Source organism: Aeromicrobium sp. Sec7.5 (genome assembly GCF_036867135.1).
Lineage (GTDB): Bacteria > Actinomycetota > Actinomycetes > Propionibacteriales > Nocardioidaceae > Aeromicrobium.
The window spans coordinates 2,111,243-2,127,265 of sequence record NZ_JBAJIJ010000001.1 but is presented as its reverse complement, the minus strand read 5'-3'; the positions used below and the strand labels follow the sequence as shown (position 1 = coordinate 2,127,265).

The 16,023-nt window shown below is 69.6% G+C and carries 16 protein-coding genes; 10 read left to right on the top strand and 6 right to left on the bottom strand.

Annotated features, from left to right (window positions below):
* Nucleotides 1-4: 4 nt before the first annotated feature.
* The gene (locus V6S66_RS10665) at nt 5-3,796 is read right to left on the bottom strand and encodes a multifunctional oxoglutarate decarboxylase/oxoglutarate dehydrogenase thiamine pyrophosphate-binding subunit/dihydrolipoyllysine-residue succinyltransferase subunit (RefSeq protein ID WP_334206719.1); all 3,792 of its coding nucleotides are present in this window, start codon (nt 3,794-3,796) and stop codon (nt 5-7) included.
* Between the two features lie 193 nt (nt 3,797-3,989).
* Entirely contained in the window at nt 3,990-5,057 is a 1,068-nt protein-coding gene (locus V6S66_RS10660; protein ID WP_334206718.1) for a DNA glycosylase AlkZ-like family protein, read from the bottom strand.
* 38 nt (nt 5,058-5,095) lie between these two features.
* Here V6S66_RS10660 and V6S66_RS10655 point away from each other — a divergent pair, with 38 nt between their 5' ends.
* The gene (locus tag V6S66_RS10655) at nt 5,096-6,385 is read left to right on the top strand and encodes a glutaminase (protein WP_334206717.1); all 1,290 of its coding nucleotides are present in this window, start codon (nt 5,096-5,098) and stop codon (nt 6,383-6,385) included.
* A 202-nt stretch (nt 6,386-6,587) separates the two neighbouring features.
* On the opposite strand, the gene V6S66_RS10650 is transcribed toward V6S66_RS10655, so the two are convergent.
* On the bottom strand, nt 6,588-6,746 hold the full coding sequence (locus V6S66_RS10650; protein WP_334206716.1) for a hypothetical protein: 159 nt from the start codon (nt 6,744-6,746) through the stop codon (nt 6,588-6,590).
* A 93-nt stretch (nt 6,747-6,839) separates the two neighbouring features.
* Here V6S66_RS10650 and V6S66_RS10645 point away from each other — a divergent pair, with 93 nt between their 5' ends.
* Both V6S66_RS10645 and V6S66_RS10640 read left to right on the top strand, forming a co-directional pair.
* Nucleotides 6,840-7,250: a hypothetical protein gene (locus V6S66_RS10645; protein WP_334206715.1), complete on the top strand. Its 411-nt coding sequence runs from the start codon at nt 6,840-6,842 to the stop codon at nt 7,248-7,250.
* 175 nt (nt 7,251-7,425) lie between these two features.
* Nucleotides 7,426-7,698 carry a hypothetical protein gene (locus V6S66_RS10640; protein WP_334206714.1) on the top strand — a complete coding sequence of 91 codons (273 nt, stop codon included), beginning with the start codon at nt 7,426-7,428 and terminating at the stop codon, nt 7,696-7,698.
* Between the two features lie 230 nt (nt 7,699-7,928).
* Here the strand turns inward: V6S66_RS10640 and V6S66_RS10635 are convergent, their stop codons facing one another.
* Complete coding sequence (locus tag V6S66_RS10635; protein ID WP_334206713.1) at nt 7,929-9,254, bottom strand: IS110 family transposase; 1,326 nt, start codon at nt 9,252-9,254, stop codon at nt 7,929-7,931.
* A gap of 1,056 nt (nt 9,255-10,310) precedes the next feature.
* Between V6S66_RS10635 and V6S66_RS10630 the strand changes: the two genes are divergently transcribed.
* The 7 genes from V6S66_RS10630 (at nt 10,311) to V6S66_RS10600 (ending at nt 14,472) form a co-directional block, all read left to right on the top strand.
* Nucleotides 10,311-11,297, top strand: a complete 987-nt coding sequence (locus tag V6S66_RS10630; RefSeq protein WP_334207255.1) for a CpaF family protein — start codon at nt 10,311-10,313, stop codon at nt 11,295-11,297.
* A gap of 98 nt (nt 11,298-11,395) precedes the next feature.
* A complete protein-coding gene (locus V6S66_RS10625; protein ID WP_334206712.1) occupies nt 11,396-12,106 on the top strand; it encodes a type II secretion system F family protein in 711 nt (236 codons plus the stop codon).
* Nucleotides 12,103-13,014, top strand: coding sequence for a type II secretion system F family protein (locus tag V6S66_RS10620; RefSeq protein WP_334206711.1), 912 nt, complete (start codon nt 12,103-12,105; stop codon nt 13,012-13,014). Before V6S66_RS10625 ends, V6S66_RS10620 begins: the two co-directional genes overlap by 4 nt.
* Nucleotides 13,015-13,024: 10 nt before the next feature.
* Nucleotides 13,025-13,225 carry a hypothetical protein gene (locus tag V6S66_RS10615; protein ID WP_334206710.1) on the top strand — a complete coding sequence of 67 codons (201 nt, stop codon included), beginning with the start codon at nt 13,025-13,027 and terminating at the stop codon, nt 13,223-13,225.
* Entirely contained in the window at nt 13,218-13,616 is a 399-nt protein-coding gene (locus V6S66_RS10610; RefSeq protein WP_334206709.1) for a TadE family protein, read from the top strand. The genes V6S66_RS10615 and V6S66_RS10610 overlap by 8 nt, the downstream gene beginning before the upstream one ends.
* Nucleotides 13,613-14,053: a hypothetical protein gene (locus tag V6S66_RS10605; protein ID WP_334206708.1), complete on the top strand. Its 441-nt coding sequence runs from the start codon at nt 13,613-13,615 to the stop codon at nt 14,051-14,053. The genes V6S66_RS10610 and V6S66_RS10605 overlap by 4 nt, the downstream gene beginning before the upstream one ends.
* A complete protein-coding gene (locus V6S66_RS10600; RefSeq protein WP_334206707.1) occupies nt 14,050-14,472 on the top strand; it encodes a pilus assembly protein TadG-related protein in 423 nt (140 codons plus the stop codon). The genes V6S66_RS10605 and V6S66_RS10600 overlap by 4 nt, the downstream gene beginning before the upstream one ends.
* A gap of 21 nt (nt 14,473-14,493) precedes the next feature.
* Here V6S66_RS10600 and V6S66_RS10595 read toward each other — a convergent pair whose 3' ends face one another.
* Nucleotides 14,494-15,183: a hypothetical protein gene (locus V6S66_RS10595; RefSeq protein ID WP_334206706.1), complete on the bottom strand. Its 690-nt coding sequence runs from the start codon at nt 15,181-15,183 to the stop codon at nt 14,494-14,496.
* A gap of 57 nt (nt 15,184-15,240) precedes the next feature.
* Nucleotides 15,241-15,897, bottom strand: coding sequence for a hypothetical protein (locus V6S66_RS10590; protein ID WP_334206705.1), 657 nt, complete (start codon nt 15,895-15,897; stop codon nt 15,241-15,243).
* Nucleotides 15,898-16,023: the final 126 nt, after the last annotated feature.

Sequence of the window (16,023 nt, the reverse complement as noted above, 5' to 3'; positions counted from 1 at the left end):
CGGCTCAGGCGAACGCGCGGTCCAGCAGCTCGCGCGCCTCGGCGACGTGGCGCGGGTGCGAGCCCACGGCCGTCGTGGAGGACTCGGGCCGCGTGACGCCCTTCAGCGGTGCGCCGTCGAAGGCGCCCGTGAAGTGGTGCTTGACGTGCGGCCAGGCGCCCTGGTTCTCGGGCTCGTCCTGGACCCAGCGAACCTCGTTGAGCTTCGGGAAGCGACTGAGCTCGGCGGCCAGCTCGGCGGCGGGACGCGGGTAGAGCTGCTCGACCCGCACGATCGCGGTGCGGGTGTCCTCGCGCTTCTCGCGCTCGGCCAGGAGCTCCCACGTCAGCTTGCCGGTGACGAGCAGCACGCGCTCGACCTGCTCGGGATCGATCTTGTCGTCGCCGATCACCGGGCGGAACGTGCCGCTCGTGAACTCGTCGGGCTGCGACGCCGCGGCCTTGCTGCGGAGCATCGACTTCGGCGAGAGCACGACCAGCGGACGGTGCTCGGCCTCCAGCGTGTGCTTGCGCAGCAGGTGGAAGTACGACGCGGGCGACGACGGCTGGGCGATCGTGATCTCGTCATTCGCCGCGAGCGCCAGGAAGCGCTCGATGCGGGCCGACGAGTGGTCGGGGCCCTGGCCCTCGTAGCCGTGCGGCAGGAGCAGCACGACGCCGGACTTCTGGCCCCACTTCGTCTCGCCCGACGACAGGTACTCGTCGATGACGGACTGGGCGCCGTTGATGAAGTCGCCGAACTGGGCCTCCCAGATCGTGAGTGCCTCGGGTCGAGCGACCGAGTAGCCGTACTCGAAGCCCAGCGCGGCGTACTCGCTCAGCAGGGAGTCGTAGATGAAGAACGGCGCCTGGTCCTCGGCGATGTTGGACAGCGGGGTCCACTCGTCGGCGTTCTGGCGATCGATGATCGTGGCGAAGCGCGACGAGAAGGTGCCTCGACGCGAGTCCTGACCAGCCATGCGGACCGGACGGCCGTCGAGCAGCAGCGAGCCCATCGCGAGGATCTCGCCCGTGCCCCAGTCGATCGGGCCGGCCGTGATCGACGCGGCGCGACGCTGCAGCTGCGGGAGGACCTTCGGGTGGACCGTGAAGCCCTCCGGGACGTTGGTGTACGAGTCCGCGATCGCCTTGAGCACCTCGGGCGTGATCGCTGTCTGCAGCGCGCCGGGCAGCTCGGGCTTCTCCGGGTAGTCCGGCGTGCGCGTGTAGTCGAGGTCGGAGTGCTCGGCGTCCTTGACGTCCTTGAAGTTGCGCTCGAGTCGGGCCTGGTAGTCGGCCAGTGCCGCCTCGGCCTCGCCCATGGTGATGTCGCCACGACCGACGAGGGCCTCGGTGTACAGCTTGCGCACCGACTTCTTCTTCTCGATCGTGTCGTACATCAGCGGCTGGGTGAACGACGGGTCGTCGCCCTCGTTGTGGCCGCGACGGCGGTAGCAGATGAGGTCGATGATGACGTCCTTGTGGAACGTCTTGCGGTACTCGTAGGCGAGCGCCGCGATGCGGATGCAGGCCTCGGGATCGTCGCCGTTGACGTGGAAGACCGGCGCCTGGATCATGCGGGCGACGTCGGTGCAGTACGTGGAGGAGCGCGACGAGGACGGGCTCGTGGTGAACCCGACCTGGTTGTTCACGATGACGTGGATCGTGCCACCGGTGCGGTAGCCACGCAGCTGCGAGAGGTTGAGCGTCTCGGCCACGACCCCCTGACCGGCGAACGCGGCATCGCCGTGCACGAGGACCGGCAGCACCGGGAACTCCTCGCCGCGGTTCAGGACGTCCTGCTTGGCGCGGGTGATGCCCTCGAGCACCGGGTCGACGACCTCGAGGTGCGACGGGTTGGCCGCGACCGAGACCTTGATCGTGTCGCCGTGCTCAGAGGTGAACTCGCCCTCGACGCCCAGGTGGTACTTGACGTCGCCGGAGCCCTGCACGGTGCGTGGGTCGATGTTGCCCTCGAACTCGCGGAAGACCGCGCCGGGGCTCTTGCCAGCGATGTTGACCAGCACGTTGAGGCGGCCGCGGTGGGCCATGCCGATGCAGACCTCCTCGAGGCCGTCGCCGGCGGCCTCCTCACAGATCTCGTCGAGCAGCGGGATCGTGGTCTCGCCGCCCTCGAGGCTGAAGCGCTTCTGACCGACGAACTTGGTCTGCAGGAACGTCTCGAAGGCCTCGGCCTCGTTGAGCTTGGCCAGGATGCGGAGCTGCTCCTCGCGCGGCGGCTTGGTGTAGCCGCGCTCGAGGCGCTCCTGGAACCAGCGACGCTCCGCCGGGTCCTCGATGTACATGTACTCGGTGCCGATCGTCCGCGAGTACGAGTCGCGCAGGATGCCGAGGATCTCGCGCAGCTTCATGTAGCGGCGCTCGCCGCCGAACGACGGACCGGTGGGGAACTCGCGGTCGAGGTCCCACAGCGTCAGGCCGTGCGACGCGGTGTCGAGGTCGGGGTGGCTGCGCTGCTTGTACTCCAGCGGGTTCGTGTCGGCCATGAGGTGACCACGGACGCGGAACGCGTGGATGAGCTCGAGCACGCGGGCCTGGCGGTCGATGTCGTCGTCGTGGCTGACGGCGATGTCCTGGGCCCAGCGGATGGGCTCGTAGGGGATGCGCAGCGCGCGGAAGATCTCGTCGTAGAAGCCCTCGCCGCCGATCAGCAGCTGGTGGACGCGCTTGAGGAACTCACCCGACTGGGCGCCCTGGATCACGCGGTGGTCGTAGGTGGAGGTCAGCGTCATCATCTTGCTGATCGCCATCTGCGCGAGCGTGTGCTCGGACGCGCCCTGGAACTCCGGCGGGTACTCCATCGAGCCGACACCGACGATGACGCCCTGGCCGGCCATCAGACGCGGTACGGAGTGGTTGGTGCCAATGCCACCGGGGTTGGTGAGCGAGACCGTGGTGCCCTGGAAGTCGGAGACCTCGAGCTTGCCGTCGCGGGCCTTCTTGACCATGACCTCGTAGGCCTGCCAGAACTGCGCGAAGCTCATCGTCTCGGCGGCCTTGATGCTCGGCACGAGCAGCTGGCGGCTGCCGTCGGGCTTCTGGAGGTCGATCGCGAGGCCGAAGTTGACGTGCTCGGGCTTGAGCTGGACCGGCTTGCCCTTGTCGTTGGTCTCGTAGCCGGTGTTCATCTCCGGCAGCGAGGCGACGGCGCGGACCACGGCGTAGCCGATGATGTGCGTGAACGAGACCTTGCCGCCGCGGGCGCGGGCGAGGTGGTTGTTCATGACCGTGCGGTTGTCGAAGAGCAGCTTGACCGGCACGGAGCGGACCGAGGTCGCGGTGGGCACCGCGAGGCTGGCGTCCATGTTCTGGGCGGTACGGGCGGCGGCGCCCCGCAGCACGACCTTCTCGACCTCGCCGGGGTCGGTGGGCGGCGTGGTGGCGGGCGCGACACCGGTGGCGGCGGTGGTGGACTTCACCACGGTGGGCGAGGCCTTGGCGACGGGGGACTTGCTGGATCCGTCGGGCACCGTGCCGTTGGAGACGGCCGGCGTGGTGCTGGTGGGCGTGACGACCGTGGGCTCGGCCTTCGGCGCGGTGGCGGCCGTGGACTGGTTCGCGCTCGCGGTGGCCGCAGCGGCCTTCGCGGGGGTCTTGGCCGGGGTGGCGCCGTTCGTGGCGGTCGCGGCGGATCCGCCGTCGGGCGTGCCGCCCTTCGCGAAGAAGTCGGCCCACTCGCCGTCGACGGACTTCGGGTCGGCCTGGTAGCGCTCGAACATCTCCTCCACGAGCCACTGATTGGGCCCGAAGTCAGGCTGGGGGGAGTTGGAGTTGTCAGTGGTGGAGGACTCGGCCACGGCCCAGATCGCCTCTTCCGAATAGCGCGGTGAACACAGGGGATGTGTGCTCACCCTAACGCGCCGGACCTCGGCCGAACTCCCGGGTTCACAGTGTCGTGACGACATTCGCGCGCGCCGGCCCGACCGTGTGGGAACTACCCACGAGTAGACGGTGTCGGCGGCCTGCGGTCGAGGTCGCGCGGCGCCTGGTTCAGCCCGTCACGAACGCGCGGAAGCGGTCGATCTCGGCGGTCAGATGACGACGCTCCGACGTGGTCAGATCACGGTTCGCGGTGGTCTCGACCGCGACCTGGTCGCCCGTGACGGTGCGACGCCAGTGGCCGCAGAGGCGCCCGTCGAGGAACAGCAGCCCGGTGGCGAACATGGCCTCGTCGTAGCCGGGGCCGACGTCGGCCCTGACCGTCGCGTCGCGGACGTGGGAGATGACCTCGTCGAAGTTGGGCAGCAGCAGCACCGGCGGCACGTCGACGAGGACGGGCTCGCCGAGCGACCAGAGGTCCTGACCGGCCACCGTGGCGGGCCGGAGGTCGGCCAGCTCGATCGCGGTGCGTGCCTGGCAGACCGTGAGGCTCGACCACCAGGCGAGGTCGTGGGCCGTGAACGGTCCGTGACCGCGCGCGTAGGTGCGGGCGAGCCAGGCGAGGGAGTCGTCGAAGGAGGGGAGCGGGGCGAGCTCGAGCGGGTAGTACTCGTGCTGACCGGGGCGACGCTCGCCCCCGATCTCGCCCCGCAGCTCAGCGGTCATCACGACGTGAGCGAGCCGGCTGGACTTTTCCTCGTACCCGGCCTCCCGGAGGCGTTCGGCGATGTGATCACGCGTGCAACCGGGCCTCTCGCGCACCGCCTGGGTGACGACCTCGCTGGCTGCGAGGAGTCGAGCCTCGTCGAGGCCGGCCCGCCGCATGGTGGCGAGGACCTGGCGCATCACGCGGTCGGAGGTGGCGGCGATGGCGTACGGCAGGTCGGCCGTGTGCACGTAGTGCCACGTGGTGCGCAGGACGTGCGTGCGGACGACTCCGGCCGGCCAGAGCCCGTCGAGCACCTCGGTGAACGTGGCTCCGCACCGGCGACCCACCGCCCACGGGGCCCAGAGGTGCTCCTGCGACTGGACGGCGCCGAAGTGCCGTACGACACCGGCGGGGGTGTCGGGCCGTGGGCGACCCGAAGGTCCGGCGGGGGTGTCGGGCCGTGGGCGACCCGGAGGGTCGGCGGCCAGCAGCTGCGGACCCAGGCGCCAGGGCGCGAGATCGGACCTCATGGGGTCATCCTTGCCGAAGCCCGTGACAGCATCGGGGCATGAAGGCGCCCATGAACGACTACCTGGCCGAGCTGCTCGAGATCTGCGGCGAGGACGACGGGGCGGTCGCCGACTACATCCCCGAGCTGGCGGGCGCCGACCCCGACCGCTTCGCGGTGGCGATCGCGACGCTCGACGGTCAGGTGTACAGCGCCGGTGACGCCGACGTGGAGTTCACGATCCAGTCGATCTCCAAGCCGTTCACCTATGCCATGGCGATCCACGACCAGGGCCTCGCGGGAGTGCTGGAGCGGATCGACGTCGAGCCGTCGGGTGACGCGTTCAACGAGATCTCGCTCGAGCCGTCGACCGGACGGCCGCGCAACCCCATGATCAACGCCGGTGCCATCGCGGCCCACGCCCTGGTGGCGGGCGACGACGCCGACAAGCGCTCGGAGCGCATCGTCGACCTGTACTCGCGCCTGGCCGGCCGCGACCTGTCGGTCGACGAGCAGGTGTTCGAGTCCGAGCTCTCGACCTCCGACCGCAACATGGCGATCGCGTACATGCTCAAGACGGTGGGGACCCTGACCGACGACCCGGCCGACGTGGTGCGCGGCTACATCCGCCAGTGCTCGGTCTCGGTGACGGTCGAGGACCTCGCGCGCATGGCGTCGGTGCTCGCCGCCAACGGCGTGGCGCCCGACGGCACTCGCGTGCTCGAGCCCGGCGTGACCCGCCAGGTGCTCAGCGTCATGGCGACCTGCGGCATGTACGACGCGGCGGGCGACTGGCTCACCACGGTGGGTATCCCGGCCAAGAGTGGCGTGGCCGGCGGGCTCATCGGCGTGCTGCCCGGGCAGGTCGGCATCGCGGTGTTCTCGCCGCGGCTCGACGAGCACGGCAACAGCAGCCGGGGCGTGCGGACGTTCGAGAAGCTCTCGGCCGACATGGGCCTCCACCTCATGGAGGCACCGGAGTCGGCCCGGTCGGTCGTGCGGGTGCCCAAGGCCCAGGCCGACGACGCGCCCTCGGTGCACGAGGTGGCGGGCGACCTGCGTTTCATCGAGGCCGAGCGCGTGCTGCGCGGCCTGGAGGCCGAGCCGGAGGATGACGGCGTGGTGGTGATCGACCTGCACCGCGTGCACCGGGTGCACGACGTCGCACGGCGCATGCTGCTGGAGGGCATCCGTCGCCTGCGTATCGACGGGCACGAGGTGCGACTCGTCGACCCCGACGGACTCCTGCCCGACCCCGACGTCGACGTCAGCGAGCCCGGTGACGACACCCCGTCCGAGGACTACACCCCCCAGGTCTTCGACACCGTCGACGACGCCCTCGACGCCTGACCGTCCCCGCTGGTCGAGCGGGGGAGGCCGCCCGCGGCGCTCCTGCACCACCGGTGGTTGAGGTGCGAACGCCGCCTGCGGCGCAAGCCTCGAAACCTCGGTCGGGTGATGGGCTGAGGGAGCCCTTTCGAGACACCCCTTCGTCGTCGACCTCGAGCGGCGGAGCAGTCGACGTCGGTGTTCCCGTGGCGCCGCACGCGCTCTATCGCTCGAAGATCAGGTACCAGACTCCGGCGCCGACCAGGAACTTCGTCTCCCCGTCGCCATCGTCACTGCCGTAGCGGGCCCGGTACGTGCGCTCGAGCCACGGTGCGAGCAGGGCGATCGCAGCGCCGATGGCTACGTGGGCAAGGAACTGCACGGGCGAGAGCCTAAGCACGTGGCTTCGGCGCTGGTGCGGAACTGACACGTTCGTCCTACATTTCTGTCAGGACGGAACGAACAGGAGCCAAGGGTGTTCGAGGACTATCTGCGACGCGGAGGCCCGTCGTCGCGGTCCAGGGCATGGGGCTACGCGGTCCTCACCTTCCTGTTGGTCGGGATGCAGGTCATTGCGGGGGACATCTTCTGGCTGTATGGGTTCTGGGCTGCCGTGACCGGGATGGCGGCGGTGTACTGGATCTACAAGTCCTGGCGCCCGGATCACCCGGACGGCGGAGTGTCTGGGTCACGCGGACCAACGGAAGATGCTCGCTTCGGTGATTCAGTGGTGGGGGCGTTCTTGTTCGGGGCTGCGTTCGCGGGACTCGGCGTGTGGTCGATCTCTGACGGTGAGGCGTACGTGGGCTGGGGATGGGTGGCGATCGCGGCCTGGTGGGCGGGACTCGGAGTCCACCGATTCGTCATCAGCCGGGCGAGAGTCTGATCGAGACCCCACCTCCGGTTGAGGTGTGAGTGCCGCCCACGGCGCGAGCCTCGAAAACTCGGTCCGGTGACCTACCCTGACCTCGTTGTCCACAGCCCCCGTCTCGGGTGGTTGCAGGGTTTGCGGGGGTCGGGCCAGTCTCGTCGGCACGACTTTCCGAGGAAAGGGATCTGGGGTGGATCCTGCAACGACCTTGACGACGCGCGTCCGTGAGCTGGTGCGGGAGCGCCGGATCGACCCGCGTGCCGATCCGGCCGCGGTGCGGCAGGCGGCCCAGGACGTCGTGGCCGATCACGAGCGGGCCAGCCTGACCGGGGCGGTGCGCACGCTCGACGAGACCGACGTCGAGGTCGCTCGACTGGTCGCCGACGTCGCCGGGCTCGGGGTGCTGCAGCCGTTGGTCGATGACCCGTCGGTCGAGACATCTCACGTAGCCACCGCACTCTGACGGCAGGCTGACCGTCCGTGTTGATTGTGACCGGCAAGGGCTGGGACTAGACTCATTCCGACTCCGCTTGACCGCTTGAAGTGTCCGCCTCCGCGAGGAGGTTCCCGAGGTGTTGTGGAGACACCGAGGGCTTGTGCCTCGAGTACTCATTGGACGCTGCGGCAGTGGTGGTTCAGCGAACAGGACCCCAGCACGATTGCTCGTGCTGGGGTCCTTCGCGTCGTGTCGGGTCACGCGGTCTCGGCGGCGGCCTCCATGGCCGCGTCGAAGCCCTCGAGAGTGGTCTCGAGACGCATCTCCTCGCTGTCGAGGTCGACGGTGAGGGGCATGGCGGGCGGCAGGGTGTAGCGGTGGCCCCAGACGCGGTGCTCGTCCCAGACCTCGCCGGTGGTCATGCAGTGCCAGAGGCAGCCGATGAGTCGGTTCCCGAGGTTGCGCAGAGCGGCCGCGTGGCGCTCGCCCTGCTCCCGGCGAACGCCGTAGTGCATCTTTGCGCCGGGAGAGAAGCGGGCGGCGCTGAAGGCCCACATGTACATCGCGTTGTTGAGCCTGTTGTTCTTCACGCGGCGCCGGTTGACGACCATGGACTTCCCGGACGCTCGAGTGATGGGCGCCGTCCCCGCGTAGGAACGGATCGAGTTCTTGTTGTCGAACCGGTAGGGGTCGTCGCCGATCTCGCCGAGGAGTCGGGCGGCGATGGTGTCCCCGATGCCGACGATCGGCTGCAGCAGCGGGTAGTAGTGGTGCTGGCGGACGGCGTTCATCATCTGCTCCTCGATGGTGCGCTGCGCGGTGACGGCGCCGTCGAGCGTGGTGATGAGGGCCTGCAGTCGGGCGCCGAGCGCGGCCTCCTCGACGGGGTCGACCCGCAGGGTCGGCGCCCGGAATGACTCGATGCGGCGGGCGGCGTCTCGGTCGATGTACTTCACCCGACCTGAGTCGCGGAGCAGAGTTTTCCACCCGGCGGCGCGCTTCGCGGCCGCAGCCGTCGGAGTGGGCAGGGCCCGGAGGACGGTGCGCGCTTCGTCGCTGACGAGGGTCTTGGTGGGATAGACCTCGAGGGCGGTCGGGTAGTAGGTACGCAGCACGCTGCGCATCTCGGCCGCGATCGACGTGACACGCCAGATCTCGTCCTGATGGGCGCGGGACAGCACGGTCATCGCGTGACCGCTCGGCGTGATGTTCGGCAGCGCACGGTGGTCGTCGGGGTCTGTCCGGACGATGTTGGCGATCATCATCGCGTCGCCCTTGTCGCTCTTGCCGCGGCTCGTTGCCTTGCGCGTGCGGTAGTTCGAGACCTTGAGCGGGTTGATCGCGTAGACGGCGTAGCCCCGACGACGCAGGTTGGCGACCGTCAGGCCCTTCTCGGTCTCGATCGCGATCGTGGGCAGGGTGCCGGTCTCGGGGTCAGCGAGAGCCCTGATGCGGGCCTCGAAGTCATCGAAGCCGTCCGGTGTCTCGAGGAACCGTCCTCCCTCGATCTTGGTGCCTTCGTGGTCGACAGCAGCCCAGTCTTGGTAGGACTCACTCCAGTCGATTCCGACGTATGCGGGCATGGGTGTATCTCCGTTCTGTGGGTGGTTCAGCGGGTGTGGAGTCGCCGGTGGAAGGGTGGAGGCCACTGGCGGCGACCTACGTCAATCAGTGCTCAGGGCACGACATCTCACATGGCCGTTTCAGCAGCCTCCAGCGACCGACACGACCCGCGCTCTCAACGAAGCACTCACGGTGCGGGAGATCTGAAGCGGTTTCGTGACGGCGGCTCGGGACTGCTAACGCAGTGCTGGCCGGTGAGGTCAAGGACCTCTCCTTCCTGTGGGTTCCGAGCCTGTTGGGTTGGCGCATCGGTCTAGGGCAGAGCACTCAAGGTGCGGCATCTCACGGGGTCGTTCGCCATACCCAGCGACCACCACAAACCGTCCGTCTCTCAGAAGGGCTCGAAGCCCGCGCAGTCCGTAGACGTGTTTGTGGTGGCGGCTCGACATGACCGGACGTTCCCGTCCGACCGCCGGACGAGTCCAGTCGACACGCCGCAGGGACCAAAACTGCGTTAATCAGCGTTAATGCAGTGCACACGGCAGACGGTTGACGGTAGGGATACATAGGATCGTGCCGTGATTACAGCGAGTGCTGAGCGATCTGCCTGCAGGCGTAAACAGCGTGAGTAACGATGAGCAGGACTACCGCGAGTGTGTTGATTGCTCGCTGTTCCCCGACGCGACCAGTCGCCCGGCCGAAGGTCGTTCACCGCGATGCATCTTCCACAGAGCCATGCGCAAACGTTGGACGGGTCGAATGCGGGCGCGACGCCGCGAGGGTCGGCTTAACGCGGACGAGCCCTACGTGGCCGAACCTGCTCCAGACTTCCCCGGGCAGAAGTGGCTCACGCTCGAGGAAGCCCAACGCATCGACGAAGCGATGTCACGCGCCAACCGGACGCTCGTGACGATCACCGATGCTCTCCTTCACAAGAAGCACATCGCGCGCGATGCTGTTGCAGCGCACGCTGCGGCCACTACTGCGCTTCTCGCTGATCTCCGACTCGTGATCTGGCGCGAGGGTGGACGACCTCCGACGTGGCGTGAACGGAGCCGGTAGCAACGCCCTAGGAGATCTGGATCAACGCGCCGGACCGGGTGTTCGTGGCCCGCGGCGGTCGGCACGAGCTGACGAGCATCATCCTCACGGCCGACGGGGTGCGCGAGCTGGTCGAGCGGATGCTGTCGACCACGGGCCGGCGCCTCGACGTGAGCCAGCCCTTCGTCGATGCCAACCTCCCCGGCGGACATCGCCTCCACGTCGTGCTCGACGGGATCTCGAATGGCTTCACCGCGGTCAACATTCGCAAGTTCGTCGCCCGGGCCCACGACCTCGAGGCACTCGTCGACCTCGGCACCCTCGACACCGCGACGGCCCGGTTCCTGCGCGGCAGCGTGGTGGCTGGCCTCAACATCGTCGTCTCCGGCGCCACCCAGGCCGGCAAGACCACGCTGCTCAACTGCCTTGCTGGGGCGATCCCGGGACACGAACGTGTCGTCTCGGCCGAGGAGGTCTACGAGCTGCAGATCACCCACCCCGACTGGGTCCAGCTCCAGTGTCGTCCACCCGGGCTCGAGGGCAACGGCGAGATCGACCTCCGCGCGCTGGTGAAGGAGTCGCTGCGCATGCGCCCGAGTCGCCTCATCATCGGCGAGGTGCGGGCGGCGGAGTGCCTCGACCTCCTCCTGGCGCTGAACTCCGGGCTGCCGGGACTGGCATCGATCCATGCGAACTCCGCGCGCCAGGCGCTGATGAAGCTCAGCACCCTCCCGCTGCTCGCCGGTGAGAACATCGGTGCGGGGTTCGTGGTGCCGACCGTCGCCAGCACGGTCGATCTCGTGGTCCACACCGCGATGGACTCCTCCGGCCGTCGCGCCGTGCAGGAGGTCGTCGCCGTCACGGGCCGGGTCGAGTCCGGCAGCGTCGAGAGCGAACCGGTCTTCGAACGACGCTCCGGCGACCTCGTTCGGGCCGTGGGGCGGCCCGCCCGCCGCGACGCCTTCGAGCGCGCCGGGCTTGACCTCGACTCCCTGCTCGGAGGTGGCTCGTGGGGGTTCTGATCGGGTTGGTGGTCGGCCTCGGGCTCACGCTGATCGTCTCGTGGTGGTCCACGCCGAATCCGGGACGCTTTCGCCGAGTCTCGGCCCGACGGTCTCCGGTGGCGTGGCGCAGCATCGGATCCGGTGCGGGGTGCGCCGCCGGCGCCTGGGTCGTCACGGCTGGGCTGACTGGTTCACCCACGATCGGGCTCGGTGTGGGCCAGCTCGCCTCGGTGCTGCCGGGCGCCGTCCGGCGTGGCCGACGCGAACGGCTGCTGCGGGAGCGGAGGGCCGCGTGGCCCGATGTCGTCGACCACCTCGCCGCCGGCGTGCGGGCGGGCATGTCCCTGCCCGAGGCCGTGGCGGCCCTCGGTCGGCGCGGCCCGGAGCAGCTGCGGCCGTACTTCGCGCAGTTCGGACGAGACCACGCCTCGTCGGGCCGGTTCGACGACGCTCTCGACCGGTTGAAGTCGCGCCTGGCCGATCCCACCGGCGACCGGGTCGTCGAGGCGCTGCGTTTGACCCGTCACGTGGGCGGCCGGGACCTCGGCCGGGTCCTGCGCTCGCTCTCCGGCTTCCTCCGCGACGACCTTCGCACCCGTGGCGAGCTGGAGTCGCGGCAGTCGTGGACCGTCAACGGAGCGCGGCTCGCGGTGGCTGCGCCGTGGCTGGTCCTGCTGAGCATGGCGGGGCGATCCGACGTCGTCGACCGCTACTCCACGCCGACCGGTGGGCTGATCGTCGTCGGCGGGGCCGTGGTGTGCGTCGTGGCGTACCGGTTGATGATGCGGATCGGCCGACTGCCGAGCGAGCGGCGGGTGTTCGCGTGATCACGCCAGCGACGGGCGGAGCGATGGCCGGGGCGTTCGCCCTCGGGGTGGTGCTGCTCGGCGCCGGGTGGGCGGGCACCCGCCGTCCGGCGCTGCTCGACCGAGTCGCGCCCTACGTCCGTGACGTGTCGCCGATCCCGGCCGACGACTCCGTGTCGGTGTCGTTCCCGGACCGCCTGCGAGCGATCGGCACGGCCGTCGTCACGGCGATCGGAGGCGACGACGACGTCCGACGGCGTCTGGACCGCCTCGGGTCCGCGGTGCGCGTCGAGGACTTCCGGCTCCGTCAGCTCCGGTGGGTCGGCGCGGCCTCGGGCATCTGCATCGCGATCAGCCTCCTCGTCGCCGCGCGTCGCCCGACTGCGCCAGTGGCGCTCCTCGTCTTCTGCTGGGTGGGCGCACTGGCCGCCGCCTGGTGGTGTGATCGCGACCTGACGCGTCGCGTCGTGGAGCGTGAGCGCGCGATGGAGCAGGAGTTCCCCACCATCGCCGATCTCCTGGCGCTGGCCGTTGCCGCCGGCGAGAGCCCGACCGTCGCGGTGCAGCGCGTCTCGGCCCTCGCCCACGGCGAGCTTGCCGATGAGCTGCGCCGGGTCATGGCCGACGTCCACGCCGGCGGCACGGTCGCCGAGGCGTTCGACGCCCTGGCCTCTCGCACCGGGGTCGGCAGCATCTCCCGGTTCGCCGAGGCACTGGCCGGTGCCGTCGAGCGCGGCACCCCACTGGTCGACGTCCTGCACGCCCAGGCGGCCGACGCACGTGAGTCCGCGCGTCGCTCCTTGATCGAGTCCGGCGGGCGCCGCGAGGTCCTGATGATGGTCCCGGTGGTCTTCGCGATCCTTCCGGTCACGGTGGTGTTCGCGTTCTATCCCGGCGTGGTCGGCCTGCAGCTCACGTCCGGAAACTGAGAGGAACACCATGACCAGACACCCCATCGTCCGGCCTCGCACCGTCGTGCACCACTTCGTCCGCCGACGTCGCCACGACGACGCCGGCGACGTACCGGGCTGGGTCATGATCACGGTCATGAGTGCCGGGATCGTGGCACTGCTGACGGCCATCGCCGGCCCCGAGCTGGCGCGCATCCTCGAGCAGGCGCTCGCCTCAGTCGGTGGCTGAGCAGCAGCGCGGCAGGTGCGACGACTCGGGTGCCGCCGTCGTCGACTTCGTGCTGGTCATGCTGGTCGTCATCCCCCTGGTGCTCGGCATCATGCAGGTGGCCCTGGTGATGCACGTACGCAACGTCACGACGGCGGCAGCGGCCGAGGGCGCCCGCGCCCAGGCCGCGCTCGACGCGCCACCGGGTGCGGGGGAGCAACGGACACGGACGCAGGTGGAGGCGGGCATCGGCGAACGCTTCGTCCGCTCGATCGCGGTGGCACCCACGACCGTGGCCGGGTCGCCCGGGGTGGAGGTCACCGTCGTGAGCGAGGTGCCGGCGCTCGGTCTTCTGGGTCCTGGCATGACGGTGGAGGTCACCGGTCACGCGGTCAGCGAGGTCGCACCGTGAGCTCCCGTCGCCGCCGCGAGCGCGGTGCGGCGACGGTCGAGTTCGTCTGGCTGACGGTCCTGCTGCTCGTGCCGCTCGTCTACGTGCTGTTGTCGGTGTTCGAGGCACAACGGGCAGCCTTCGCGGTGTCGTCCGCGAGCCAGGCGGCGGGGCGCGCGTTCGTGCGGGCGCCTGACGTCGCCACGGCCCAGGTGCGCGCCGACCAGGCCGCGCGGGTGGCGCTGGCCGACCACGGCGTCACCGGGGCTGTGATCGACGTCGTCTGCCTGCCCACCCCGGCCGACTGTCTGCTGCCCGGCTCGAGCGTGCGAGTCGTGGTGGCGGTCGACCAACCGCTGCCGCTGCTGCCGACCGTGCTGGGCGACGACCTCGGCGTCATCTCGGTCGACGCCACGCACACTCATGCCTACGGAACGTTCCGCGAGGGTCGGCGATGAGTGCGCGACGAACCAGGTCTGACCGCGGCCAGATCACGCTCGTGACCATCGGGTTCTTCGCGGTGGTCGGCCTGTTGGCGGTCGTCGTGGTCAACGCGTCGGATGCGTTCCTCGAACGTCAGCGGCTCAACGGCCTCGCCGACGGGGCAGTGGTGGCGGCGGCGGACGCGCTCGACCTCGACGCGTTCTACACCGCGGGGGTGACGGTCATCGACCCTGACGCGGCCCGTGCCCGGGTGGCCGAGCACGTGGCCGGCTCAACCGGGGTCCGTGTGGTCGCGGTGCGACTCGACGGCGACACCGTGACGGTGCGTCTGGAGCGTGACATCACGCTGCCGCTCGCCCCACCAGGCCTGACCTCGGCCACCACGATCGTGGCTGAGGCGTCCGGACAACTTCGCCGGACCGAGCCCGGGTGAGCTCGGTCCGGCGAAGGTCGATCAGTCCGTCTGGAAGTTCGTGACGACCCAGTCGCCGTCGACGTCCTCGATCGTGAACGTCGTCACGTAGGACTGCGTCTGACCGGTCGAGATCTGCTCGATGGTGTAGTCGATGTCGACCGTGGCCTCGGTCGGATCCTGCTCGTCATCGAGATCGGTCGTCTCGATGTCGTAGTCCAGCAGCTCGAACGTGCCCGGCATGATCTCGGCGAGGCAGGCGGCCTCGTCGGGCCAGTTGTCGGGGGCCAGCTCGAGGAGCGTGGCGCAGTCGCCGTCGTAGTAGGAGGTCGTGAAGTCCTCGACCGTGTCGACCCACGGGCCGTCGTCGAGGTCGACCTCGTCGTCGTCGGGATCGTCGGTGGGCTCGTCGTCCGGGTCCTCCGAGGTCGTGTTCGTCGGCTTCGGATCCGGATCGTCGTCGTCGCCCCCGGTCAGCAGCAGGACCGTCGTGATGGCGCCGCCGATGAGCAGCAGGGCCAGGACGATCGCACCGATGATCAGACCCGTCTTCTTGCCTCCGCCGCCTCCGGGAGGCGTCGCGTTGCCCTGCGGCGGGAAGCCGGCCGGCGGGTAGCCGCCGGGCGGTGGCGGCGTGGCCTGGCCCGGTGGCGGAGTCGGCTGGCCCGGAAGCGGCTGGCCGGGAGGGGTGTTCGCGCCGGGCGGGGGCGGGATGCTGGGATCGTTGCTCATGGTGGTGACGCCGTTCCTTCTGTTCGGGGTGTGGGGTTAAGGGTCGTCGCGCCGCGATCAGACCGAGTCGTACTCGGTGATGATCCAGTCGTCGCCGTCCTTCTCGAGCGTGAACTCGACGGTGTAGTCGTCCTCGTCGTCATCTTCGAGGTCGAACTCGGTGAACGAGACCTCGACGGTGGCCTCGGTCGGGTCGGCGTCGTCGTCGACGTCGGTGGCCTCGAGCGAGCTGATCTCGATCTCGACATCGTCCGGATCGGTGTACGGGTACTCGTCCTCGCACTCCTCGACGTCGTCGAACTGGTCAGGGTAGAGGTCCAGGATCGTGTCGCAGTCGCCGTCGTCGTAGGCGGCGAAGTAGTCCTCGACCGTCGTCACGTAGGCCTCGTCGTCGTTCTGCGAGGTGTCGTCGTCGGTGTCGTCGCCCTCGTCATCGCCGCCGGTGAGCAGGATGATCAGGGCCGTGGCCGCGCCCGCGACCAGCAGCACGACGGCCGCCACGATCGCGATGATGAGTCCGGTCCTTCCGCCGCCGCCACCGCCCGGAGCGGGCTGCTGCGGGAATCCGCCGGGACCGCCGTGGCCACCACCGCCGTACTGGGGCGCGGGCGCTCCGTACTGCGGAGCCGGCGGGCTCTGGCCGGGAGCCGGGGGGAGCGGAGCGCCCTGCGGGCTGGGCTCGGACGGCGGAGGGCCGGGGACCTGGGATGACATGGGCGCGCCTTCGGCTCGGGGACGGTTCGAACGTCAGAGAGGCCCATCGCGAGGAATGTTCCCGCTCCTGGGCCACCATCTTGGTGCATCACGCACCCATCCCGCGAGCCGTGGGGGTCGTGCGGC